Below are 24,375 nucleotides of genomic sequence, written 5' to 3'. Positions count from 1 at the left end.
TGCTCGCGTGCGGAACGGCGGGCACGCACGCGGGGGTTCGGCAGGCGGGTCACTCGATCGTGGTGGACCCGTGGGGCGAGGTGCTGGCCGAGGCGCGGCGCGGGTGAGCAGGCCGCGGACCGCCGCGTAGCCGTCCTCGCCGAGGTCGGCGGTGAACTCGTTGACGTACAGCCCGATGTGCTGCTCGGCGACGGCCGGGTCCAGTTCCTGGGCATGCTCCATGACGTACGGCCGGGACACCTCGGGGTCCTCCCAGGCGGCGCGCACGGACGCGCGGACCGACTCGGCGAGGCCCGTCAGCGCCTCGCCGCCCAGCGACCGCCTGGCGATGATGGCGCCGAGCGGGATCGGCAGCCCGGTCGTCTGCTCCCAGTGCTCACCCATGTCGGCGAGCTTGTGCAGGCCGTAGTTCCGGTAGGTGAAGCGCGCCTCGTGGATCACCAGGCCGGCGTCGACCTTGCCGTCCCGCACGGCGGGCATGATCTCGTCGAACGGCATCACGACGATCTCGCCGACGTCGCCGGGGACGCTGTCCGCCGCCCACAGCCGGAACAGCAGGTACGCGGTCGACTTCTCGCTCGGCACCGCCACCGTCCGGCCCGCGAGCTGCGCACCGCCGGCGCCGGCGCTCCCGGCCTCCGGCTCCCGGGTGAGCACCAGCGGGCCGCAGCCCCGCCCCAGCGCGCCGCCGCACGGCAGCAGCGCGTACTCGCCGAGGACGTACGGCAGCACCGCGTACGACACCTTCAGCACGTCGTACTCGCCGCGCTCGGCCATGCCGTTGGTGATGTCGATGTCGGCGAACGTGACGTCCAGCGCGGGCGCGCCGGGGACGCGGCCGTGGGCGAGGGCGTCGAAGACGAAGGTGTCGTTGGGGCAGGGGGAGTAGGCGATCTGCAGCCGCCGGCTCTCAGGGCTCATGGGGGTTCCAACTCTCCAGTACGGGCGCGAGCTTCCCGAAGCCCTCGGTCAGCGCCGCGAGGGCGTCGCCGATGCGCCAGGCGGCGCGGTCCCGGGGGCCTACGGGGTTGGAGACCGCGCGGATCTCCAGCACCGGCACACGGTGCGCGGCGGCCGCCTCGGCGACCCCGAACCCCTCCATGGCCTCGGCGAGGGCGCCGGGGTGGCGGGCGCGCAGGGCGTCGGCCCGGCGGGCGGTGCCGGTGACGGTGGACACGGTCAGCACGGGTCCGACGCGTGCTCCGGTGGCGGCCGCCACGCCCCGGAGGAGGGCCCCGGGCGGACGATGGGTGACGGTGCCGAAGCCCAGCACGGTCACCGGCAGGAAACCGTCGGCGGTCTCCGCGCCCAGATCGGCCGCGGTGGTCTCGCCGGCGACGACGAGCGAGCCGACGGGCGCGTCCGGGGCGAAGCCGCCGGCGATCCCGGCGGAGACGACGAGGCCGTAGGGGGCGCCGTCGAGGGCGGCGGCGGTGAGCGCGGCCGCGGTCGAGGCGGCGGCCAGGGCGGGGCCGACGCCGGCGGCGATCAGGTCGAATCCGGCGACCCGGTGCAGGGTCGCCCCGGGCAGCGGCACCTCACGGGCCGGTTCCGGAAACGCCTGTGCCACCGCGTCCCGTTCGACGGGGACCGCGGTGGCCACGAGCACGCGGACGGACGACGTGGTCAGGAGTCCTTCGTCAGCTTGAACGACCACAGACCGATCACGTTCTTCTCGCCCTCCTTGACGGAGACGAAAGTGGAGTTGCCGCTCGCGCCGTACTGCGCGTTGAAGAACACGCTGCCCGGGATGGTGCGGTAGGTCTTCTTGCTGGAGTCGGTCAGCGGCTGACCGTTCATCAGGATGGTCCAGCCGTGTTCGGCGATCTCCGGGTCGACGCCGAAGCGGACGGTCTCGTCCGGGTCGACCTTGACCGACTTGACGCCCGCGCCCTTCAGGCACTTGGCCGGGTCGACGTCCTTCAGCGGGGCGCCGTCGTTGTAGCAGGTGGCTTCCGAGCTGACCGAGGTACTGCCGACCGTGATCGTCGCCCTCGGCGTCGGCTTGTCGCAGGCCGACAGGAGGAGCAGTCCGGCGGAAACAACGCCGGCGGCGGCGACGGCGCGGCGGCGTCGCACGGCGGATTGCATCGAAGTCATGGCCGAAGGCTATCGGGCACGTCCTGCCGCCTTTCCACGTGGGGTGCGGCGCGCCGCCCGCCGGGCTGCCGGGGGCCGCGCCGCCCCCGGTGTCAGACCACCCGGGACCCTGTCCGGCCCCCCTTGCGGGCGGAGGCGAGGAGCCCGCGGACGGTGGTCAGCCATCCGGCGGCGACCAGGGCGGCGCCGACGGACAGGCCCAGCACTCCGTTCAGCGGCAGGGCGATGCCGATCGCGCCGCCGAGCACCCAGGCCATCTGCAGCAGCGTCTCCGAGCGCGCGAACGCCGAGGTCCGCACCGCCTCCGGCACGTCCCGCTGGATCAGCGCGTCCAGGGACAGCTTGGCCAGTGCCTGGGCGAAGCCGGCGACCGCGGCGAGGCACGCCACCAGGAACGTGCTGAAGAAGACGGCGGCCGCGATCGCCGCGCCCAGCACCACGGCGACGACGGTCACGATGATGAGTTCCGGCGCGCGCGACCGCAGCCAGGCCCCCACCGCCGTGCCGATGGCGTTGCCCGCGCCCGCGGCGACGCCCACGACGCCCAGTGACACCGCCGCGCTCGCCCCGGCCAGCGGGTGCTCGCGCAGCAGGAAGGCGAGGAAGAAGATCAGGAAGCCGGACAGGCAGCGCAGGGAAGCGTTCGCGCCGAGGGCGTGTGTGACGGCCGTGCCGACGGAGCGCAGGCCCGGCCGCCTGGCGGGTTTGCGGCGCGGGCCGTGCGCGTACTGCTCGTCGGCCGCGAGCAGCGCCCGGCCCTCGCCCTTGGCCGAGTCGACCTTCGGCGGCAGGGAGAAGGACAGGAACGTGCCCGCGACGAAGATCAGGAAGGCTCCGTAGAGCGGCCAGCGCGAGTCGACGCTCTGCAGGCCCGCCCCGATCGGCGCGGCCACACCGGTGGCGAGCAGCCCGCCGAGGGTGACCCGTGAGTTGGCCTTCACCAGGGAGAAGCGGGGTGGCAGCAGGCGGGGCACGACGGCGCTCCTGACCACCCCGTACGCCTTCGAGGCGACCAGGACGCCCAGCGCCGCCGGATACAGCTCCAGGCTGCCGCTGGCCGCGGCCCCGGCGATGATCAGCGCGAGCAGTGCCCGGGTGAGCATCGCGCCGGCCATCGCGGCGCGACGGCCGTGCGGCAGCCGGTCCAGCAGGGGGCCGATCACGGGCGCGAGGACCGTGAACGGCGCCATGGTGATGGCCAGGTAGAGCGCGACCCGCCCGCGGGCCTCGTCGGTGGGCACGGAGAAGAAGACGGTGGAGGCGAGCGCGACGGTGATCATGACGTCGCCGGCGCCGTTCACGGCGTGCAGTTCGATCAGCTTGCCGAGCCCGGACTCGCCGGCGCCGTGGGCGTGGGTCGCCTTGCGGATGCCCCGGACGGTACCGGTGACCGGGAGGCGCAGGGCACGGCCGACCGCGCGGACGGACCCGCCGAACCGGCCCGAACCGCGGCTCCGGGTGCTCCCCTCGCGTTCCTCCTCGGCCCCACTGATGCCGGTGGTCCCGGGGGGCGTCCTCGCGGCTGCCACCCCGTCATAGTGCCCCGAAGCCGGCGCGGGTAGTGCGATCACCCCGCGGGCGCGACCGGGGGAACACACCGAAGGCCCCTCGTCACCGCCGTGGGCCCCGGCCCGGGGCGCCGGCTTCCGTCCGCGCGGCGGCGCGGCGAGGACCGGGTCCCGCCCCGCTGCCGGGGCGCCTCGCGGCGTGGGCCGGCCGGGGTGGTGCCGTGCCGCGGCCGGGTGTGGTGGGCGGCCCCGCGGGCGGCGGGGCGCGGTGTCTCTTCCCCGCCCGCCGGGGCGCGCCGGCGGGCGGGGAAGACGGGTCGCGGAGTCGCGAAGACCGCCGTCGGTGTAGGCCGAGCGCACGCGAGAAGGTAGCGTGCGTAGCGCGCCGTGGCGAACGTTCTCGGCCGCGCGCCTTACGCGCATACCGCAGAATGGATGACGTAGGTGCGCCCGAGCGCGATCGGGCGCGGACGTCGACGCGGTCCCACGGTCCGCTCCGTCCGCTCCGCCGCCTTCAGGCCGGCGCACCCGAGAGACGGCGTAGGAGAGAAGCGATACCTGTGAGCGCAGCGACCACGCGAAGCCGCACCCCCGACCGCCTGTGCGCCGAGGCCGTCGACCTCGCCCGCGCCGCAGCCGAGGAGGCGGCCGCACCCGGCGTCGTCGGTGAGCACGCCGGGGTGGTGTCCGAGGGCGACCGCGTCGTGACGCACTTCTTCGAGAGCGTGGATCTCGGCTACCGGGGCTGGCGCTGGGCCGTCACCGTCGCCCGCGCCTCCCGCGCCAAGCTCGTCACGGTGGACGAGGTCGTCCTGCTGCCCGGCCGTGACGCGGTGCTCGCGCCGGAGTGGGTGCCGTGGAGCGAGCGCCTGCGCCCCGGGGACATGGGCCCCGGTGACCTGCTGCCGACCGACGCCGAGGACCTGCGGCTGGAGCCCGGTTACTCCGGCGAGGACGAGCCGCCGCCGAACTCCGCGGTCTCCGAGGAGATGGCCGAACTGGCCGAGGCGGAGGACGCCGACGTCACCGCCGGTCCGGCGCGGAACCAGCCCGTGGTGCCGTCGCGCGGTTCGATCGCCTCGGCCGCCGAGGAGCTGGGCCTGCGCCGCGCCCGGGTGCTGTCCCGGTACGGCCTGCGCGCCGCCGCCGAGCGCTGGGAGGAGTCCTTCGGCCCCAGGACGCCGATGGCGCAGGCAGCGCCGGCGTCCTGCCAGACCTGCGGCTTCCTGGTGCCGATCTGCGGTTCGCTGGGGCAGGCCTTCGGCATCTGCGCGAACGAGTTCTCCCCGGCCGACGGCCATGTGGTCTCGCTCGGCTACGGGTGCGGCGGGCACTCCGAGGCCGCCGTCATGCCCAAGCCCCCGCAGCCGGCCCCGCCGGTGATCGACGAGACGCGGGTGGACCCGTTCCCGCTGCGTCCGGCGCGGGACTCCGGGTCGGTCACGGTCACGGACGACGAGACGGCGGAGCTGGGGCACTCCTGAGGGCTGTCCCGTGATTCGCGGTGATCAGCGCCCGGCGTCGGATGCGGTGCGTCGCAAGGCGGAGGGTCGTCCCCACCTGGGGGCCGCGGAGCTGGTCCGTTTCCCCGGCCACGCGGTGATCGCGCCGATCTCCTCGGAGGAGTGACCCCGGCGTCCGTGCCTGCCCGTGCCCGGTGCCTGCGGCTGGTGCCTGGCTGCCCGGTGCCCGTGCCTGCACAAGGCGCCCGTGCCCGTCGCCCGTCGCCCGTCGCCTGCCCGTGCCCGGTACCTGGCTGCCCGCCCTCCGTGCCCGGTGCCCGCGGCCGGTGCCTGGCTGCCCGCCGTCCTTGCCCGGGTGCCTGCCGCCCGTGCCCGCCATCCGGCGCTCGCCGTCTGTGCCTGGCCACCCGCCGTTCGCGTCCGTCGCCGGGCGCCTGCCACCCGTCGTCCGCGTCCGTCGCCCGCGCCCGTCGGCGCAGCATCCGGTGCGGGGCGGGATGCCCGCACGCACCGGTCTCGTCCGCGCGGGCAACGCGACAGGGCCGTCTCGCGTCGGCGTGACGACGGGCGGGCGGGGAGGTCCCGGGGGCTCGCCGGGCGCGGCGGCGGCCGGGGGAGGAGGTCCCGCTGTCCCTCCGGGGAGTCCGGGCTCGGCTCGTTCGCGTCGGCACGGCGTCGTGGCGGCGGCACGGCCACCCATGGGTGCGTTCGGCGCGGCGGCGGCCCGGACCCGTGCCGGCCGGCCTGGCCCACCCGTCCGGGACGACCGCGTGCCGAGGTGCGGCGGAGCGGTACCTTCGGTCCCACGTCTACGAGGAGAGCAACGTGAGCATGATCGTGCCGTCGCCGGCCGAGGGCGTCGATCCCTTCGGGACGACCCGCCTGCGCCGGGGTGTCCTGGACGCCTGGGCCACCAGCCCGGCCCGTTTCCGCGAGGACGCCAACGCCGAGGAGGACCTGGCCCTCGGCGGCTACCGCGACCGGCTGGTGGTCGAGCTGGCGCAGAACGCCGCCGACGCCGCCGCCCGTGCCGGCCAGGCCGGCCGACTCCGGCTCACCCTGCGCGACGGCGTCCTGCTCGCCGCGAACACCGGCGCCCCCCTCGACGCGGCCGGCGTGGAGTCGCTGTCCACGCTGCGCGCCTCCGCCAAGCGGGACACCCCGGCGGCGGGCGCCCCGGCGGTGGGCCGCTTCGGTGTCGGGTTCGCGGCCGTCCTCGCCGTCACCGACGAGCCGGCGGTCGTCGGCCGGCACGGCGGGGTGCGGTGGTCCCTCGCCGAGGCCCGTGACCTGGCCGAGGACGTCGCCCGGCACAGTCCCGGCCTCGGGGACGAGATCCGCCGCCGCGACGGGCACGTGCCGCTGCTGCGCCTGCCCTTCGCCGCCGAGGGCACCGCCCCCGACCCCTACGACACGGTCGTCATCCTGCCCCTGCGCGACGCGGCCGCCGCCGACCTCGCCGAGCGCCTCCTGCACGCCGTCGACGACGCCCTGCTCCTCGCCCTGCCGGGACTCCGTGAGGTCGTCGTCGAGATCGGCACCGCCCCCCCGCGCACCCTGAGCCGCCGCACCGAGGGCGCCGTCACGATCGTGGACGACACCCGTGAGGGCACCACTCGCTGGCGCACCGCGTCCGCGCACGGCCCGCTCACGCCCGAACTGCTCGCGGACCGCCCGGTCGAGGAGCGGCTGCGTCCCCACTGGTCGGTCACCTGGGCCGTCCCCGTCGCCGCCGACGGCGGCCCGGCGAGGCCCCGCACCAGCCCCGTCGTGCACGCCCCCACCCCCAGCGACGAGCCGCTGGGCGTGCCGGCCCTGCTCATCGCGTCCTTCCCCCTCGACAGCACCCGCCGCCACGCCGCCCCCGGCCCGCTGACCGACTTCCTGGTGCAGCGCGCGGCGGACGCCTACGCCGAACTCCTCGCCCGGTGGCGGCCGGTGACCGAGGCGACCATCGGCCTCGTGCCCGGGCCGCTGGGCAAGGGCGAACTCGACGGCGCGCTGCGGCAGGAGATCCTGCGGCGGCTGCCGCGGACGTCCTTCCTGCCGCCCGCCGTGGCGCCGGGGGAGGACGACACCGACCTGTCCGAGTCCCTGCGGCCGCGGGACGCGGAGGTGGTGGAGGGTGCCGGCGCCGACACCGTGCGCGTCCTCGCCGAGGTGCTGCCGACCCTGCTGCCCGCCGGGCTGGAACGGCGCGTGGAGCTGCGGACCCTGGGCGTGGCCCGGGTCCCGCTCACCGACGCGATCGACCGGCTGGCCGGGCTGGAGAAGGAGCCGGGCTGGTGGCGGCGGCTGTACGAGAGCCTGGCGGGCGTCCACCCCGACCGGCTGACCGGGCTGCCGGTGCCGCTCGCCGGGGACACCTCCCGGACCTCCGGCACCGGAGCGGTCAGGACGGCCATCGGGCCCCGGCAGGTGCTGCTGCCCGCCCCGGACACCGCCCGCATCGAGCCGCAGGTGCTGGTCCGGCTCGGCCTGAAGGTGGCCCACCCCGACGCCGTCCACCCGGTGCTGGAGAAGCTGGGCGCGCTGCCCGCGACGCCGCGCGCCGTGCTCACCACGCCCCAGGTGCGGGCCGCGGTCGCCGCCTCGCTGGACGAGGAGGGCGGCGCGTGGGACGAGGATGTCCCGGACGCCGAGGAACTCGCCGACACCGTGCTCGCGCTGGTGCGGGACGCGGGCCTGGAGCCCGGTGACGAGCCGTGGCTCGGCGCGCTCGCCCTGCCCGACGAGGACGGCGAACTCGCCCCGGCCGGCGAACTGGTCTTCCCGGGGGGTCCGTTCGCCCGGGTGATGCGCGAGGGCGAACTCGCCGCCGTGGACGCCGAGCTGGCCCGGAAGTGGGGCGGGCAGCCGCTGGCCGCCTGCGGCGTGCTGGTGGACTTCGCGCTGGTGCGGGCCACCGACGTGGTCCTCGACCCGGATGAGCTGGAACCCCGCGAGGCCGACTTCCCCGAGCCCGACGACCCCGGCCTGCTGGACGCCGTCGACGTGTGGTGCGAGGACGTCCTCGACCGGTTCCCGGACACCCCCGTGCCCCCGGTCGCCACCGAGATCGTCGCCGTGCGCGACCTGGACCTCGTCGACGACGACCGGTGGCCCGAGGCGCTCGCCCTGCTCGCCCGGCCGCCGCTGCGGGACGCGCTCACCCAGCCGGTGCGGATCCTGCTGCCGGACGGCACCCACGAGGTCGTACGGCCGTACACCGCGTGGTGGCTGCGCGGGCACCCGGTGCTCGGCGGGCGCCGCCCGGCCGGCCTGCGGGCCGCCGGCGGGGACCCGCTGCTGCGGGGCCTGTACGACGAGGCAGACGCGGCCGGCTTTGACGACGAGCAGGTGCTGCGGGCGCTGGGTGTGCGCACCAGCGTGCGGGCGCTGCTCGACGAGCCCGGTGGCGCCGCCGAGCTGCTCGACCGGCTCGCCGACCCCGCCCGCCCGGTGACGGCGACCCAACTGCACGCGCTGTACGGGGCGCTGACCGAACTGGACCCGGAGCGGGTGACGCTGCCGGACGAGCTGCGGGCCGTGGTCGACGGGAGGGTGGAGGTCGTGGACGCGACCGGCGCCGTCGTCGTCGACTCGCCGGATCTGCTGCCGTTCACCCAGGGGGTCCCGCTGCTGCCGGTCCGGCCGTCGCGGGCCGCCGAGCTGGCCGAGCTGTTCCAGGTGCGCCGGCTGAGCGAGTCCGTCACCGGGCGGGTGGACTCCCGGGGCACCGAGCACGACGTGCCCGAGTCCGTACGGGTGCTGCTCGGACCGGAGACGCCCGCGACGTACGTCGAGCACGAGGAACTGGTCGTCGACGGGGTCGAACTGGACTGGCGTGTCACCTCCGACGGCGTGCTGCACGCGGCGACGCTGGAGGGCGTGGCCGCCGGGCTCGCCTGGGCGGCCGGGCAGTGGCCGCGCCGCTTCGAGGTCGCGGCGCTGCTGGAGGACCCGTCGCGAACGGAGGAACTCGCCCGCGACCGCTGGTTCGACTGAGCCACGCCACGGCCCGGCCCGGCCCGGCGATCGAAGCGCCGTCCCACCCGCACCCGGGCGCCGCCGACCGTGTCCGGGCCCGGGCCGCGTCCGGTGGGTGGGGCGGGCGCGGGTGGTCGCCGGTCCCTACGCGGGGAAGCGGCGGGCCACCCATCTCCACAGCAGTTCCAGGACGGCCGCCGCCACCGCGGCGATGCCCACCGCGATCCACGGCATCGTCGTGCCGACCAGCTGCAGGGCGAAGAAGGTCTGGAGCGCCGGCACCGCCAGCACGACCAGGAAGGCGGCGCCCATCGCCGCGACCAGCACCAGGCGCCACCACGTGTAGGGGCGGGCGATGATCGCCAGCACCGTCATCGAGACCAGGAAGAGCGTCAGTGTGGCGGCGCTGGTCTCGGCGCCCAGGGAGCCGGGCCCGGTGTAGTGGTGGCGGGCGGCCAGGTAGCTGGTGAAGGTGGCCGCCGCGGCCACCACGCCGCCCGGCACCGCGTAGCGCATCACCCGCCGTACGAAGTGCGGCCGGGCCCGCTCCGGGTTCGGGGCGAGGGCCAGGAAGAAGGCCGGGACGCCGATGGTGAGGGTGGACAGCAGGGTCAGGTGGCGGGGCAGGAACGGGTACTCCACCCGCCAGCACGCCACCAGCACCGCCAGCAGCACCGAGTAGACCGTCTTCACCAGGAACAGGGTCGCGACGCGGGTGATGTTGCCGATGACCCGGCGGCCCTCGGCGACGACCGACGGCAGCGTGGCGAAGCTGTTGTCCAGCAGCACGATCTGCGCGACGGCCCGGGTGGCCTCCGAACCGGATCCCATCGCGACGCCGATGTCGGCGTCCTTCAGGGCGAGGACGTCGTTCACGCCGTCGCCGGTCATGGCGACGGTGTGCCCGCGCGACTGCAGGGCGCCCACCATGACCCGCTTCTGCCGCGGGGTGACCCGCCCGAACACCGTCCCCTCCTCGAGGGCCCGCCCCAGCTCCGGCTCCCCCCCGGGCAGCCGGCGGGCGTCGACCGCGGTGCCGTCGAGGCCGACCCTGGCGGCCACCGCGCCGACGGACACGGCGTTGTCGCCCGAGATGACCTTGGCGCGCACCTGCTGCTCGGCGAAGTAGCGCAGGGTGTCGGACGCGTCCGGCCGCAGCCGCTGCTCCAGCACCACCAGCGCGGCGGGCTCGGCGGACCGCGCGGGGTCCGGGCCGTCCAGGTCGCGGCTGGTACGGGCGAGCAGCAGCACCCGCAGCCCGCGTTCGTTGAGCCGCCCGGTCTCGGCGAGCGCGGGCGCGTCGGCGGGCAGCAGCACGTCGGGGGCGCCGAGGATCCACGTGCTGGTCCGGCCGTCGCCCTCGCTGAAGGTCGCGCCGCTGTACTTGCGGGCGGAGGAGAAGGGCAGCGACTGCACGCAGCGCCACTGCCCGGTGTCCGGGAAGGCGTCGATGATCGCCCGCAGGGAGTCGTTCGGGTGCGGGTCGGACTCGCCGAGCGCGCCGAGCACCGTGCGCAGGCAGCCGTCGTCCTGCCCGTTCAGGGGCGTGACCCGGGTGACGTTCATGCCGCCCTCGGTGAGGGTGCCGGTCTTGTCGAGGCAGACGGTGTCGACGCGGGCCAGGCCCTCGATGGCGGGCAGCTCCTGCACCAGGCACTGCCTGCGGCCGAGCCGGATGACGCCGACGGCGAAGGCGACGGAGGTGAGCAGCACGAGCCCCTCGGGGACCATCGGCACGATGCCGCCGACGGTGCGGGCGACGGAGTCCTTCAGGCCGTACCGCATGACCACGAGCTGGCTGACGATCAGGCCGATCGCGGTCGGGACCATCATCCAGGTCACGTACTTGAGGATGGTGGAGATGCCGGTGCGCAGCTCGGAGTGGACGAGGGTGAAGCGGGAGGCCTCCTCGGCGAGCTGGGCGGCGTAGGCCTCGCGGCCGACCTTGGTGGCCCGGTAGGCGCCGCCGCCGGCGACCACGAAGCTGCCGGACAGCACCGGGTCCCCGGGCCGTTTGGCCACGGGGTCGGCCTCGCCGGTCAGCAGCGACTCGTCGATCTCCAGTCCGTCGGCCTCCGCGCAGACGCCGTCGACGACGACCTTGTCGCCGGGACCGACCTCCAGCAGGTCGCCGAGCACGATCCCGGAGGTGCCGATCTCGACAGCGGTGCCGTCCCGCCGGACGGTGGGGCGGACGTCGCCGATGACGGCGAGCGTGTCCAGGGTCCGCTTCGCCCGCCACTCCTGGAGGATGCCGATGCCCGTGTTGGCGACGATGACGAAGCCGAAGAGGCTGTCCTGGATGGGCGCCACGACGAGCGTGACCAGCCAGAGCACGCCGATGATCGCGTTGAACCGGGTGAGGACGTTGGCGCGGACGATCGCGCCGACAGTGCGGCTGCCGCGCACCGGGACGTCGTTGACCTCCCCCCGCGCGATCCGCTCCGCCACCTCGGCGGAGGTGAGTCCGGTGGTCCCCGGCGGGGCGGGCGCGGGGTGCGGGCGGTCCAGCCCGGGGCCCGCGTCGCTGTGCGTCATGCCATCGACGGTACGTGCGGACGGGGGCCCGCACGCGTCGGGAAGCGGCGGAGCCGGGCGCCGGGCCGGTCCGTCGCCTCGCCGCCCGGCCGTCCGAGTGCCTGGCGCGCGCGTAGCCCGCGCGGCCTACTCGGTGGGTGTCGGCTGCGCGGTCGGCGCCGGTTCCTCGTGCGCCGTGCGGCGGAGCGCCGCGTCCCGCCGACGGACGTACCAGATGCCGATCAGGCCAAGGCCGCCGCCCGCGAGGCAGGTCCACAGCCACCATGTGCGGCCGTGGTCGTCGAACCAGCCGTAGAAGGGCAGCTGCAGGAGGAAGAGGACGAACCAGACGACGGTGCCGCCGGTGATGGTGGCGACCACGGGCCCCTCCAGGGGCTCCGGCGCCTCGTGCTTGGGGGTCCACTTCGCCATGGCCCTCAGCTTACGGCCCGTGGCCGGGGCTGTCGGCGGTCACCGGGCGCTGGGCCGCGGCCGCGGTGGCGTTCCGCGTTCTACGCGCGGAGATAGCAATTTCGGCTTTATATGTTCATACTGAAACAGTCTGAGTCTGGCTGCTTCCGTTCGTACGAACCACCAACAGGGCCCGGGGGGAACCTGATGGGTGAGCGGGAAGCTGCGAGACTCGCTCACTTTCCCCGCCCCGGTACCCCCGTACCCACCGCACCCCCTGAGGTCATCCGCATGTCCACCTCGGCCACCGCCAAGGCCACCGCCCCTCAGCAGCCGGGAACGCCACCCGCCTACGGCGCCCTCGACCGCTACTTCAAGATCTCCGAACGGGGCAGCACGCTGTCCCGGGAGATCCGCGGCGGTCTCGCCACCTTCTTCGCGATGGCCTACATCGTCGTGCTGAACCCGATCATCCTCGGCAGCGCGAAGGACATGTACGGACATCAGCTGGACAACGGGCAGCTGGTCACCGCCACCGCCCTGACCGCCGCGTTCAGCACGCTGCTCATGGGCGTCATCGGCAACGTGCCCATCGCGCTGGCCGCCGGCCTCGGCGTGAACACGGTCGTCGCCCTCCAGCTCGCGCCCCGCATGTCATGGCCGGACGCCATGGGCATGGTCGTCCTCGCCGGCTTCGTCGTGATGCTGCTGGTCGCCACCGGCCTGCGCGAACGCGTCATGAACGCCGTGCCGCTCGGCCTGCGCAAGGGCATCGCCATCGGCATCGGCCTGTTCATCCTGCTCATCGGCCTGGTCGACTCCGGCTTCGTCAGCCGCATCCCGGACATCGCCCACACCACCGTCCCGCTCCAGCTGGGCGCCACCGGCCACCTCAACGGCTGGCCGGTGCTCGTCTTCATGCTGGGGACGCTGCTCACCTTCGCGCTGATCGTGCGCAAGGTGCCGGGCGCGATCCTGATCTCGATCGTCACCATGACCGTCGTCGCCATGGTCATCAACGCCGTCGCCACGATCCCCAGCTGGGGCCTGACCACCCCGAAGTGGCCCGGCAACCCGGTCTCTCCCCCCGACTTCGGCCTGATCGGCAAGGTCAGCCTGTTCGGCGGATTCGAGAAGGTCGGCGTGCTGACCGGCGTCCTGTTCGTCTTCACCGTGCTGCTGTCGTGCTTCTTCGACGCGATGGGCACGATCATGGGCGTCAGCGACGAGGCCAAGCTCACGGACGCCCAGGGCGCCATGCCCGGCATGAGCAAGGTGCTGTTCATCGACGGCGTCGCGGTCGCCGCGGGCGGCGCCAGCTCCTCCTCCGCAGCCACCTGCTTCGTGGAGTCCACGGCCGGTGTCGGTGAGGGCGCCCGGACCGGCTTCGCGAACGTCGTCACCGGCACGCTGTTCGCCCTGGCACTGTTCCTGACGCCCGTCGCCACGATGGTCCCGTCCCAGGCGGCCACCCCGGCCCTGCTCGCCGTCGGCTTCCTGATCCTGGCCGGCTCGGTCAAGGACATCGACTGGGCCGACTTCACGATCGCCATCCCGGCCTTCGTGACCATGATGATGATGCCGTTCACCTACTCGATCACCAACGGCATCGGCATGGGCTTCATCACCTTCACCGTGCTGCGCCTGGTCGCCGGCCGAGGCCGGGAGGTGCCGGTGGCGATGTACGTGGTGTCGGCGGTCTTCGCCTTCTACTACCTGATGCCGGCCCTCGGTCTGACCTGACCGGCCCGCTGACCGCGGAGGTCACCCCGAACGAGCGTCCGGACGACATCGTCCCGGGCGCTCGTTCCGTTTCGTGGGGCGTGCCGGGCCGTGGCCGTTCGAGCGGCTCGCGGGCCTAGCGTGCCGGCTCCTGTGACACGAGGGCCGCCCGGGCCCTTCTGCGGGACGTGTCGTGTTCCGACTCCCGATCGCCCGTACGAGTGGCGTGGGGCCGCAGTGGCCAGGGTCACGGGGGGAGGTGGGCGCCTCCAGTGGTCTTTAGGCAGGGTAATGAGTTAGGCTAAAGAACATGCCGGACCTTACCCATGGCGACGACGCTGCCGCTGTGAACGCCGTGCGATCCGCCGTGATGCGGCTGTCCCGTCGGCTGAAGCACCAGCGCGTCGACGAGTCGCTGAGCCCCACCGAGATGTCGGTGCTGGGCACGCTGTCCAGATGCGGCAGCGCAACGCCGGGCGAGCTCGCCCGCAAGGAGCACGTCCAGCCGCCGTCGATGACCCGCATCGTGGCGCTGCTGGAGGCCAAGGGGCTGGTCCGCCTGGAGCCGCACCCCGAGGACCGGCGCCAGAAGGTCGTCACGAAGACGGAACAGGCCGAGACCATGCTCGAGGAGAGCCGCCGCAAGCGGAACGCCTTCCTGGCCGGCCTGGTCGAGGGACTCGACGAGGACGAGTGGGCGAGGCTGCGTGCCGCCGCCCCCGTGTTGGAGAAGCTCGCGCACCTGTAAGCACGTCGCACGAGGAGGCGAACCCTTTTGAGTACGGGATCCGGAGCAGCTTCCGCCCCCGCACCGACCACCCACGACTCCCGGCCCGCCCCCGACACCCCCTCCGCCGGCCGCGCCGGTACGGAGACCCGCTCCGACGGCCGGCCCGCGCCCGCCGGCCCTGCCGCCGGATCCCCTCCGGCCGGCGACTCCGCCGCACCCGCACCCGCCGCCGCGGACGCCGTCCCGGCCGCCCCGGGCAGGACCTCCATGTTCAGCTCGCTGCGGATCCGGAACTACCGCCTGTTCTTCATGGGCCAGGTGGTCTCCAACACCGGCACCTGGATGCAGCGCATCGCCCAGGACTGGCTCGTGCTCAGCCTCACCGGCTCGTCGGCCGCCGTGGGCATCACCACGGCGCTGCAGTTCCTGCCGATGCTGCTGTTCGGCCTCTACGGCGGCGTCCTCGTCGACCGGCTGCCGAAGCGGCCCGCCCTGCTGTGCACGCAGTCGGCCATGGCACTCACCGGCCTGGTCCTGGCCGCGCTGACGCTCTCCGGGCACGTCCACGTCTGGCACGTCTACGTCGCCGCCTTCGCCGTCGGACTCGCCACGGTCGTCGACAACCCGGCCCGCCAGTCCTTCGTCTCCGAGATGGTCGGCCCGAAGCAGCTGCAGAACGCGGTCAGCCTGAACTCCGCCAACTTCCAGTCCGCCCGGCTGGTCGGCCCCGCCGTCGCGGGCGTCATGATCACCGGCATGGGCACGGGCTGGGCGTTCCTCTTCAACGGCCTGTCCTTCGTCGCTCCCATCGCCGGCCTGCTGCTGATGCGCGCCCGTGAGCTCCACGTCGTCGAGCGCGCACCGCGTGGCAAGGGTCAGCTCCGCGAGGGCCTGCGCTACGTCGCCGGCCGGCCCGAGCTGATCTGGCCGATCGTGCTCGTGGGATTCATCGGCACCTTCGGGTTCAACTTCCCGGTGTGGCTGTCGGCCTACGCCGACGACGTCTTCCACGCCGGGGCCGGCGCCTACAGCCTCTTCAACATCCTGATGGCCGTCGGTTCCCTGTTCGGCGCGCTGCTCGCCGCCCGGCGCGGCACGGCCCGGCTGCGGGTGCTGATCGGCGCCGCCGCGGCCTTCGGCACGCTGGAGATCGTGGCCTCGATGGCCCCGTCGTACTGGCCGTTCGCGCTGCTGATGGTCCCGATCGGGATCTTCGGACTGACGGTGAACGTCACGGCCAACACCGCGGTGCAGATGGGCACCGACCCCGCCATGCGCGGACGGGTGATGGCGCTGTTCATGATGGTCTTCATGGGCGGTACGCCGCTGGGCGCGCCGGCCGTCGGCTGGGTCACGGACGCCTACGGCCCGCGGATCGGCTTCGCCCTCGGCGGTGTCGTCTCGGCGGTCGCGGCCGTCACCGTCGGCCTGTTCCTGGCCCGGTGCGGCGGGCTGCGCCTGTCGGTCGGCTGGAACAGCGGCCGCCCCGCGGTCCGCTTCGTGCCCCGCGAACGCCCGGAACGGCTGACGACGGCGGCCTGAGCCGCGGCGGCGACGAGCCCGCGACCGGATCCGCGACCGGATCCGCGACCGGATCCGCGGCCTGTCCCGGCGGCGGCGGTCCCGCGGCGGCGGTCCCGCCAGGAGTGGACGCCGGGTCCGTACGGGAATGTCCTGAACCGGGGGCGTGCTGTTCCTGACAGGCGCCGGACCCTCGGCCTGACGACGAGGGGTCCGGCGCCGGACGAGGTGATCCGATGCGACTGTTCGCCGCCGTCCTGCCCCCGCAGGACGTCATCGAGGCCCTCGCACACGAGGTCGCCGGGCTGAGGCGCCTGCCGGGCGGCGAGGGCCTGCGCTGGACCGGCCACCCCGGCTGGCACTTCACGCTGGCCTTCTACGGCGAGGTCGGCGAGCAGGTCGTGCCGGAGCTCGCGGAGCGCCTGGAGCGTGCCGCCCGCCGCACCGAGCCCTTCCCGCTGGCCCTGCGCGGCGGCGGGCAGTTCGGACGCGGCAGGGCGCTGTGGACGGGCGCCGAGGGCGATCTGCGCGTCCTGCGGCTGCTGGCCGAACGCGCGCACACGGCGGGCCGGAAGGCCGGTGTCCCGATGGAGGAGCAACGCCGCTACAAGGCCCACCTGACGGTGGCGCGCAGCCGGGGCGGCAGAGACGTGCGCGCCCACGTCGAACTCCTCGACGCCTTCGGCAGCCGGACGTGGACGGTGGAGGAGGTGGTGCTGGTCCGCAGCCACCTGCCGACGTCCGGGATCCGCGGCGCACAGCCCCGCTACGAACGACTCGCCCGCTGGCCGCTCGGCCCGGCCGGTTAGTCTCGGTACGTGGACCCGAAGACCCGCAACCGGATCATGGCCTGTGTGCTCGTGCTGATGTTCGTCGTCGTCGCCGTGGCGGCCGCGCTCGGCAAGTGACGGCACGGAGTACGGCCGCCGCGTCCTGACGGGGGCGCGCCGGCGCCCCGGCACCACGCCCCCGCCGCGATCCGGGGCCCCGCGAGCCGGGCCCCGGCGGGCGGGACCCGGCGACGCGGCCCCCGTGGCGCACGGCGGCGCTACCAGGCGAAGGCCTCCGGTGCCGGACCCGGACCCGGGAAGATCTCGTCGAGTCCGGTCAGCACCTCCTCCGGCAGCTCCAGCTCGACGGCCCGCAGCGCGGACTCGAGCTGCCCGGCGGTCCGGGGGCCGACGATCGGGCCGGTCACGCCGGGCCGGGTCAGCAGCCAGGCCAGCGCCACCTCGCCCGGCTCCAGGCCGTGCTTGTCGAGCAGGTCCTCGTACGCCTGGACCTTCGCCCGCACGGCGGGGTCGGCCAGCGCGTCCGCGGCCCGGCCGGAGGCACGGCGCCCGCCCGTGACCTCCTTCCTGAGCACGCCGCCGAGCAGACCGCCCTGCAGCGGCGACCAGGGGATGACACCGAGGCCGTAGTCCCGGGCGGCCGGGATGACCTCCATCTCGGCGCGGCGCTCGGCGAGGTTGTACAGGCACTGCTCGCTGACGAGGCCGATGGTGCCGTGACGGCGGGCGGCGAGCTCGTTGGCCTGGGCGATCTTGTAGCCGGGGAAGTTGGAGGAGCCGACGTAGAGGATCTTGCCCTGCTGGAGGAGGACGTCGATGGCCTGCCAGATCTCCTCGAACGGCGTGTCCCGGTCGACGTGGTGGAACTGGTAGAGGTCGATGTAGTCGGTCTGCAGCCGCTTGAGGCTGGCGTCGACGGCCCGCCGGATGTTCAGGGCGGACAGCTTGTCGTCGTTGGGCCAGACCCGGGAGCTGTCCGGGCCCATGTTCCCGTACACCTTGGTGGCCAGGACGACCTTGTCGCGCCGGTCACCGCCCTTGGCGAACCAGTTGCCGATGATCGTCTCGGTGCGGCCCTTGTTCTCGCCCCAGCCGTAGACGTTGGCGGTGTCGACGACGTTGATGCCCGCGTCCAGCGCCGCGTCCATGATGGCGTGACTGTCCGCCTCGTCGGTCTGCGGACCGAAGTTCATGGTCCCGAGGACCAGTCGGCTGACCCTGAGTCCTGTGCGTCCGAGTTGCGTGTACTTCATGGTTCCCCAGCCAACGTCCTGGAGTGCGCTCCAGGCAAGGGGAACAGGCGCGGGACGTCGCCGGGGCGCACTCGCGGCCGAGCGCTGGCCGGGTCCCGCCGCTCAGTTCTCGTACTCCCCGCCCAGCCCCCACGCCTCCCAGAGGGCGTGGGCGAAGGCCGCCGCCAGTTTGTGTTCGCCCCGCGCGTTCGGGTGGGTGCCGTCGTAGGTGTCCAGGCGCATGTCGTACGCGGCGGGCGGGGCGACCGCGAGCAGCGGCGAGCGTGGGGTGTCCAGCTCCGCCAGCGCCTTGACCAGCAGCTCGTTGAACCGGCTCACCTGGGCGGCGAAGGGCGGGTCCTCCGCGACGCGCACGTTCGGGATCACCGGCAGCACGGCGACGCGGACGCCCGGGTTCGCCTCCCGGGCCGCGGTCACGAAGCGCCGCACGTTCCGCGCCGTCTGTTCGGCGTCGGTGTAGAAGCCCAGGTCGATGAGGCCCAGGGAGACCAGCAGCACGTCCGCCCGGTGCTCGCGCACCGCCTCGCCGATCAGCGGGGTCATGTGCACCCAGCCCTCGCCCCAGCCGGCCAGGTGGGCGCGGGGGAAGGCGGGGTCGGCGTACGCGTACGACGTCGGCGCATCCGTCGCCGGGTCGTACAGCGTCTCGCGCGGGCCGACGAAGGTGAACGGGCGGTCGTACGTGGCGCGCAGGTGCTGCCACAGCCGGTGGCGCCAGGTGTGCTCGCCCGCGCTCCCGATCGTCATGGAGTCGCCGACGGGCATGAACCTGAGCATGCGCTCATGATGGACGATCAAGGACGCGGATGGGGTGTGAGGCCCACCACGCCTGATCGGCCTCTTTCCGCGGGGACATCCCGGAAACGGCCGCCCGGGATGGCAGGCTTGGCCCATGCGCCGACCGTTCGCCCTCCTCGCCGGGGCCCTCCTCGTGGCCGCCTGCGCCGTGCCCGCCTCCGCCGCCGACGGCGCCGACGGCGACGGCGGCCGGTTCACGATCAGGGACCCGAGGATCACGGAGTCCAGCGGTCTGGCGGCCTCCCGCCTGCACCCGGGCGTGTACTGGACGCACAACGACAGCGACGACGGACCGTACCTCTACGCCGTGGACGGCCGGACGGGCCGGACGGTCGCCACCGTCACGCTCACCGGTGTCGGCACGCCCCGCGACGTCGAGGCGATCTCCATCGGGCCCGGCAACCAGATCTACGTCGGCGACATCGGCGACAACTTCGGCGGCCGGTGGCCGTACGTGTGGATCTACCGGCTGCCCGAGCCCAAGGAGCTCAGGGACCAGACCGTCCGGGCGACGCAGTACGTCGTCAAGTACGCGAACGGCCCCCGGGACGCCGAGTCCCTGGCCGTGCACCCGAAGACGGGACGGGTCTACATCGTCGACAAGAAGGAGAACGGCGGCCACCTGTACGAGGGGCCCGCCCGGCTGTCCACCTCGGGGGCCAACGTCTTCGAGCCGGTCGCGGCCGTCGACCTGTGGGCCACCGACGCCGCGTTCTCCCCCGACGGGCGGCAGCTCGCCGTGCGCGGCTACTTCGGCGGCATCGCCTACGCCTGGAACGGCGGCATGATCAAGCGCGAGGGACGGCTGAACGTGCCGCTGCAGGGGCAGGGCGAGTCGGTCACCTACAGCGCCGACGGCCGCGAGCTGCTGTACGGCAGCGAGGGCGCCGCCAGCACCGTGCAGGCGCAGGACGCGCCGGGCGTTCCCGGCGCCGGGTCGAAGTCGCCGTCCGCGGGGGGAGGAACGGCCCAGGGCGGCTCGGGCGCCGGCCTGAGCGGCGGGACCAAGACCGGGCTCGTCGCCGTGGTCGCGGTGGCCGCCGTGTTCGGCCTGCGGCGCCTGCTGCGCCGGCGGTGAGCGCGGCGGCGGTCACCGGCCCGCTTACGGGCCCGCCGGGCGCTCCGCGTGTCGGCTCCGGAACAGCAGCTGTCCGGTCGCCCCACTGGTTGCCCGCGGTACTCGCCTCACGTCCCACGCCCGCCGGGCCTGACGGTGGGGAACCGACGTCATGAGGCGCCGTACGGCGAAGGGGCGCCCGGTGGCGGTGGTCCGCCGGGCGCCCCCTCGTGCCGTGCCGGAGGGTCAGAGGTGGTCGATCACGTAGTCGACGCACTTCGTCAGCGCCTCGATGTCCGCCGGGTCGATCGCCGGGAACATCGCGACGCGGAGCTGGTTGCGGCCGAGCTTGCGGTAGGGCTCGGTGTCGACGATGCCGTTGGCGCGCAGCACCTTGGCGACCGCGGCGGCGTCGACGTCGTCGGAGAAGTCGATCGTGCCGATGACCTGCGAGCGCTTGGCCGGGTCGGCGACGAACGGGTTGGCGTACTTCACGTCCTCGGCCCAGCCGTACAGGGTGCGCGCGGAGGTGGCGGTGCGGCGCACCGCCCAGTCCAGGCCGCCCTGGCCGTTGAGCCACTCGAGCTGCTCGTTCAGCAGGAACAGCGTGGCGAGGGCCGGGGTGTTGTACGTCTGGTTCTTGCGGGAGTTGTCGATGGCCGTGGGCAGCGAGAAGAACTCCGGGACGTGCCGCCCGCCGGCGTGGATCCGCTCGGCCCGCTCGATCGCGGCCGGGGAGAACACGCCGATCCACAGGCCGCCGTCGGAGGCGAAGGACTTCTGCGGGGCGAAGTAGTACACGTCGGTCTCGGCGACGTCGACCGGCAGGCCGCCGGCGCCGGAGGTGGCGTCGACCAGGACCAGCGCGCCCTCGTCGGCACCGGACACGCGCCGGATGGGCATGGCGACACCGGTCGAGGTCTCGTTGTGCGTGAGGGCGTAGACGTCCACGCCCTGCTCGGCCGCCGCCTGCGGGTGCGTGCCCGGGTCGGCGGAGATGACGGTGGGCTCGTCGAGCCAGGGGGCGAGCCGGGCCGCCTTGGCGAACTTGGAGGAGAACTCGCCGAAGGTGAGGTGCTGCGACCTGTTCTCGATCAGGCCGTGCGTCGCGACGTCCCAGAACGCGGTCGAGCCGCCGTTGCCGAGGACCACCTCGTAGCCGTCGGGGAGCTGGAACAGCTCGCGGATGCCCTCGCGGACCCTGCCGACCAGGTTCTTGACCGGGGCCTGGCGGTGGGAGGTGCCCATGAGGGACGTCCCGGTGGCGGCCAGCGCGTCCAGCGCCTCCACCCGGACCTTGGAGGGACCCGCGCCGAAACGACCGTCCGCGGGCTTGATGTCAGCAGGAATCTGGATCTCAGCCACGAGCCGGAGGGTATCTCTTCGGCGAAACCGGACCGAAACGTGTCCGTCGGATGAGACGAGTCCCCCGCCGTGCGGGCTTGTGGACACCTACGGCGCCGGCGGCACCCCGGGGCGGGGCCGCCGGCCGCGTGCATCCTGGACGCATGACGGATCGTGGGGGTCTCCAGGCGGAACTGCGGAAGGTGGTCCGGGGCGAGGTCGCCTTCGGTGCCACGGACCGGGCACTGGTCACGATGGACGCGTCCAACTACCGGCGTGTCCCGCTGGGCGTCGTGGCGCCGCGCGACGCCGACGACGTGGCGGCGGTCCTGGAGGTCGCCCGGGCGCGCGGGGTGCCGGTGGTGGCGCGGGGCGGGGGGACGTCGATCGCGGGCCAGGCGACGGGGACGGGCCTGGTCCTGGACTTCACCCGGCACATGAACCGGGTGCTGGAGCTCGACCCCGGGACGCGGACCGCCGTCGTCCAGCCGGGCCTGGTCCTCGACCGGCTGCAGGAGGCCGCCGCCCCGCACGGCCTGCGCTTCGGGCCCGACCCCTCCACCCACAGCCGCTGCACGCTCGGCGGCATGATCGGCAACAACTCCTGCGGCTCCCACTCGGTGGCGTGGGGGACGACCGCGGACAGCGCGCGGGAGCTGTCGGTGCTCACCGCGCGCGGTGAGCGGCTGCGGCTCGGGCCGGGCTGGGCCGGGGCGCCGGACGGGCTGCGCGAGCTGGCCGAGAGCGAGACGGCGCGGCTGCGCACCGCCTTCCCGCAACTGCCCCGCCGCATCTCCGGCTACGCCCTGGACGCCCTGCTGCCCGAGCGGGGCGCCGACGTGGCCCGCTCCTTCTGCGGTTCGGAGGGCACGCTGGGCGTGCTGACCGAGGCGGTCGTCGGCCTGGTCGGCACGGACCGGGCGCGGGCCCTGGCCGTGCTGGGGTACCCCGACGAGAGCGCGGCCGCCGAGGCGGCCGCCGGGCTGCTGCCCGCCGGGCCGCCGCGCACGGGCGAGGCCGCGAGCGGGCGGGGGCCGCTGACGCTGGAGGGGATGGCACGGGACCTGGTGCCGTCCGCGGCCGGCCTGCCCCGCGGCGACGCCTGGCTCCTCGTGGAGACCGGCGGCGCGACGGCGGCGGAGGCCCGCGCCCGGGCCGAGGCGGTCGTGCGCGCCGCCGACGCCGTCGACGCCCGGGTGGTGACGGACCCGGCCGGGCAGCGGGCGCTGTGGCGCATCCGGGAGGACGCCGCCGGCACGGCCACGCGCATGCCGGACGGCACCGAGGCGTGGCCGGGGTGGGAGGACTGCGCGGTGCCCCCGGCGCGGCTCGGCGCCTATCTGAGGGAGTTCCGGGCGCTGCTGGCCGACCATGGACTGCGCGGCACGCCGTACGGGCATTTCGGCGACGGCTGCATCCACGTCCGCATCGACTTCGACCTGCTGACCGAGGCGGGTGTCGGCCGCTTCCGGCGGTTCTCGCGGGAGCTGGCGGAGCTGGTCGTCGCACACGGCGGCTCGCTGTCCGGCGAGCACGGGGACGGGCAGGCCCGCGCGGAGCTGCTGCCGGTGATGTACGGCGAGGAGACGGTCGCCCTGTTCGAACGGGCGAAGGCCGTCTGGGACCCGGACGACCTGCTCAACCCGGGGATGCTGGTCCGCCCGGCGCCGCTGGACGCGAACCTGCGCTTTGCCGTGCTGCCGGGCCGCCCCGTGGACGTGGCCTTCGGCTACCCGGCCGACGGCGGGGACTTCTCGGCGGCGGTGCGCCGGTGCGTCGGGGTCGCCAAGTGCCGGACGGCCGCGGCGGCGGGCGCGGAGGTCATGTGCCCCTCGTTCCGGGCGACCGGTGAGGAGCGGCACTCCACGCGCGGCCGGGCCCGGCTGCTGCACGAGATGCTCGCGGGCGAGGTGGTGACCGGCGGCTGGCGGTCCACCGAGGTGCGCGACGCGCTCGACCTGTGCCTGTCGTGCAAGGGGTGCCGGTCGGACTGCCCGGTCGGGGTGGACATGGCCACGTACAAGGCGGAGTTCCTGCACCACCACTACGCCGGACGGCGGCGCCCGGCCGCGCACTACTCCCTGGGCCTGCTGCCCGTGTGGCTGCGGTGGGCGGCCCGCACCCGCGCCGCGGCACTGGTGAACGCGCTCGCCTCGGTGCGGCCGTTGGCGGCCCTGGCGAAGCGGCTGGGCGGGATCACGCCCGAGCGGGAGATCCCGCGGCTGGCCACGGAGCCTTTCAGCCGGTGGTGGCGGCGCCGGCGGCAGCGGGGTGCCGGCGGGGCGGGCGCACTGGTCGTCCTCTGGCCGGACACCTTCACCGAGCACTTCTCGCCGTCGGTGGGGCGGGCGGCCGTCCGTGTGCTGGAGGCCGCCGGACTGCGGGTGGCGCTGCCGCCGCGCCTGCGCCTGAGCCGGCCCCCGGTGGGCGGCGGCAGGTCTGCGCCGCTGGACCCGGTGGCGCTGCTCAGGGGCCGCGGCCGGGTCTGCTGCGGCCTGACGTACGTCTCGACGGGGCAGCTGGACCGCGCCCGCGCGGTGCTGCGCCGCACCCTGGACCTGATGGAGCCGGTGCTGGAGGCCGGCCTCCCGGTCGTCGTCCTGGAACCGAGCTGCGCCGCCGCGCTCCGCGCCGACCTGCCGGAGCTGCTGCCCGGCGACCCGCGCGCCCGGCGCCTGGCCGGCCGTGTCCTGACTCTCGCGGAGACCCTGGAACGGCACGCGCCCGGCTGGACCCCGCCCCGGCTGGACCGCCCGGTCGCCGGCCAGACCCACTGTCACCAGCACGCGGTCCTCGGCGACGCGGCCGACCGCCGGCTGCGTGCGGCGGCGGGCCTGTCGGGGGAGCTGGCCGGAGGGTGCTGCGGTCTCGCGGGCGACTTCGGCTTCGCGAAGGGCCACTGGGAGGTGTCGACGGCGTGCGCGGCGGAACAGCTCCTGCCGTCGGTCGGGCAGGCCCCGGACGGGGCGGTGGTCCTGGCGGACGGCTTCTCCTGCCGTACCCAGCTGGAGCAGCTGGCGGGCGTACGGGGACGGCACCTGGCGGAGGTCCTGGCGGCCGCCCTGGACACCCGCGGCGAGGAGGGGCGCTGAGGCGACAGTGTGAACCTGCTGCGGCTGGCCGCGTGGCAGGCCTCCCGGGCCGGTGTGGCGCGCGAGCTGCTGCACCCGGCGACCCTGCGCCGGCTGCCG

At 74.6% G+C, this 24,375-nt stretch carries 16 protein-coding genes and 2 pseudogenes; 9 read left to right on the top strand and 9 right to left on the bottom strand.

What is annotated here, in order from left to right:
- Window positions 1-104: pseudogene (locus ACWDNY_RS27095) on the top strand (carbon-nitrogen family hydrolase); the annotation flags it as partial.
- Here the strand turns inward: ACWDNY_RS27095 and ACWDNY_RS27090 are convergent.
- The 4 genes and pseudogenes from ACWDNY_RS27090 to ACWDNY_RS27075 all read right to left on the bottom strand — a co-directional run.
- Window positions 64-921 (bottom strand): annotated as a pseudogene (locus tag ACWDNY_RS27090) (1,4-dihydroxy-6-naphthoate synthase); the annotation flags it as partial. The pseudogenes ACWDNY_RS27095 and ACWDNY_RS27090 sit on opposite strands and share 41 nt — an antisense overlap.
- Complete coding sequence (locus ACWDNY_RS27085; protein WP_451648413.1) at window positions 911-1,657, bottom strand: futalosine hydrolase; 747 nt, start codon at window positions 1,655-1,657, stop codon at window positions 911-913. The gene ACWDNY_RS27085 and the pseudogene ACWDNY_RS27090, both read right to left, overlap by 11 nt.
- Window positions 1,627-2,100 (bottom strand): DUF2771 domain-containing protein, encoded by a 474-nt coding sequence (locus tag ACWDNY_RS27080; RefSeq protein ID WP_451648412.1) that lies wholly within the window; start codon window positions 2,098-2,100, stop codon window positions 1,627-1,629. Before ACWDNY_RS27080 ends, ACWDNY_RS27085 begins: the two co-directional genes overlap by 31 nt.
- Window positions 2,101-2,192: 92 nt before the next feature.
- Window positions 2,193-3,629, bottom strand: a complete 1,437-nt coding sequence (locus ACWDNY_RS27075) for an MFS transporter (RefSeq protein WP_451648411.1) — start codon at window positions 3,627-3,629, stop codon at window positions 2,193-2,195.
- A 539-nt stretch (window positions 3,630-4,168) separates the two neighbouring features.
- Between ACWDNY_RS27075 and ACWDNY_RS27070 the strand changes: the two genes are divergently transcribed.
- Together ACWDNY_RS27070 and ACWDNY_RS27065 are read left to right on the top strand one after the other, a co-directional pair.
- Window positions 4,169-5,092, top strand: a complete 924-nt coding sequence (locus ACWDNY_RS27070) for a DUF3027 domain-containing protein (protein WP_451648410.1) — start codon at window positions 4,169-4,171, stop codon at window positions 5,090-5,092.
- Window positions 5,093-5,902: 810 nt separating this feature from the next.
- Window positions 5,903-9,058: a sacsin N-terminal ATP-binding-like domain-containing protein gene (locus ACWDNY_RS27065; protein WP_451648414.1), complete on the top strand. Its 3,156-nt coding sequence runs from the start codon at window positions 5,903-5,905 to the stop codon at window positions 9,056-9,058.
- 126 nt (window positions 9,059-9,184) lie between these two features.
- Here ACWDNY_RS27065 and ACWDNY_RS27060 read toward each other — a convergent pair whose 3' ends face one another.
- Complete coding sequence (locus ACWDNY_RS27060) at window positions 9,185-11,578, bottom strand: HAD-IC family P-type ATPase (RefSeq protein ID WP_451648409.1); 2,394 nt, start codon at window positions 11,576-11,578, stop codon at window positions 9,185-9,187.
- 126 nt (window positions 11,579-11,704) lie between these two features.
- On the bottom strand, window positions 11,705-11,989 hold the full coding sequence (locus ACWDNY_RS27055; protein ID WP_451648408.1) for a DUF2530 domain-containing protein: 285 nt from the start codon (window positions 11,987-11,989) through the stop codon (window positions 11,705-11,707).
- A 270-nt stretch (window positions 11,990-12,259) separates the two neighbouring features.
- Here ACWDNY_RS27055 and ACWDNY_RS27050 point away from each other — a divergent pair, with 270 nt between their 5' ends.
- From ACWDNY_RS27050 to thpR, 4 genes are all read left to right on the top strand, one after another.
- Complete coding sequence (locus ACWDNY_RS27050) at window positions 12,260-13,711, top strand: NCS2 family permease (protein WP_451648407.1); 1,452 nt, start codon at window positions 12,260-12,262, stop codon at window positions 13,709-13,711.
- Window positions 13,712-14,000: 289 nt separating this feature from the next.
- The gene (locus tag ACWDNY_RS27045; RefSeq protein ID WP_451648406.1) at window positions 14,001-14,438 is read left to right on the top strand and encodes a MarR family winged helix-turn-helix transcriptional regulator; all 438 of its coding nucleotides are present in this window, start codon (window positions 14,001-14,003) and stop codon (window positions 14,436-14,438) included.
- Window positions 14,439-14,465: 27 nt separating this feature from the next.
- On the top strand, window positions 14,466-15,962 hold the full coding sequence (locus tag ACWDNY_RS27040) for an MFS transporter (RefSeq protein WP_451648405.1): 1,497 nt from the start codon (window positions 14,466-14,468) through the stop codon (window positions 15,960-15,962).
- Between the two features lie 215 nt (window positions 15,963-16,177).
- Window positions 16,178-16,750 (top strand): RNA 2',3'-cyclic phosphodiesterase, encoded by a 573-nt coding sequence (gene thpR, locus ACWDNY_RS27035; protein WP_451648404.1) that lies wholly within the window; start codon window positions 16,178-16,180, stop codon window positions 16,748-16,750.
- Between the two features lie 239 nt (window positions 16,751-16,989).
- Here thpR and ACWDNY_RS27030 read toward each other — a convergent pair whose 3' ends face one another.
- Together ACWDNY_RS27030 and ACWDNY_RS27025 are read right to left on the bottom strand one after the other, a co-directional pair.
- Window positions 16,990-17,985, bottom strand: a complete 996-nt coding sequence (locus ACWDNY_RS27030; protein WP_451648403.1) for an aldo/keto reductase — start codon at window positions 17,983-17,985, stop codon at window positions 16,990-16,992.
- Window positions 17,986-18,087: 102 nt separating this feature from the next.
- Window positions 18,088-18,762: a GDSL-type esterase/lipase family protein gene (locus ACWDNY_RS27025; RefSeq protein WP_451648402.1), complete on the bottom strand. Its 675-nt coding sequence runs from the start codon at window positions 18,760-18,762 to the stop codon at window positions 18,088-18,090.
- 115 nt (window positions 18,763-18,877) lie between these two features.
- On the opposite strand from ACWDNY_RS27025, the gene ACWDNY_RS27020 reads away from it, so the two are divergent.
- The gene (locus tag ACWDNY_RS27020; RefSeq protein WP_451648401.1) at window positions 18,878-19,861 is read left to right on the top strand and encodes a WD40 repeat domain-containing protein; all 984 of its coding nucleotides are present in this window, start codon (window positions 18,878-18,880) and stop codon (window positions 19,859-19,861) included.
- Window positions 19,862-20,086: 225 nt separating this feature from the next.
- On the opposite strand, the gene serC is transcribed toward ACWDNY_RS27020, so the two are convergent.
- Window positions 20,087-21,205 (bottom strand): phosphoserine transaminase, encoded by a 1,119-nt coding sequence (gene serC / locus ACWDNY_RS27015; protein ID WP_451648400.1) that lies wholly within the window; start codon window positions 21,203-21,205, stop codon window positions 20,087-20,089.
- 143 nt (window positions 21,206-21,348) lie between these two features.
- Here serC and ACWDNY_RS27010 point away from each other — a divergent pair, with 143 nt between their 5' ends.
- Window positions 21,349-24,276, top strand: a complete 2,928-nt coding sequence (locus tag ACWDNY_RS27010) for an FAD-binding and (Fe-S)-binding domain-containing protein (RefSeq protein ID WP_451648399.1) — start codon at window positions 21,349-21,351, stop codon at window positions 24,274-24,276.
- Window positions 24,277-24,375: the final 99 nt, after the last annotated feature.

It is taken from the genome of Streptomyces sp. NPDC003697, from assembly GCF_053587115.1.
The sequence above is the reverse complement of the archived record's forward strand: the minus strand, read 5'-3'. Positions and strand labels throughout refer to the sequence as shown.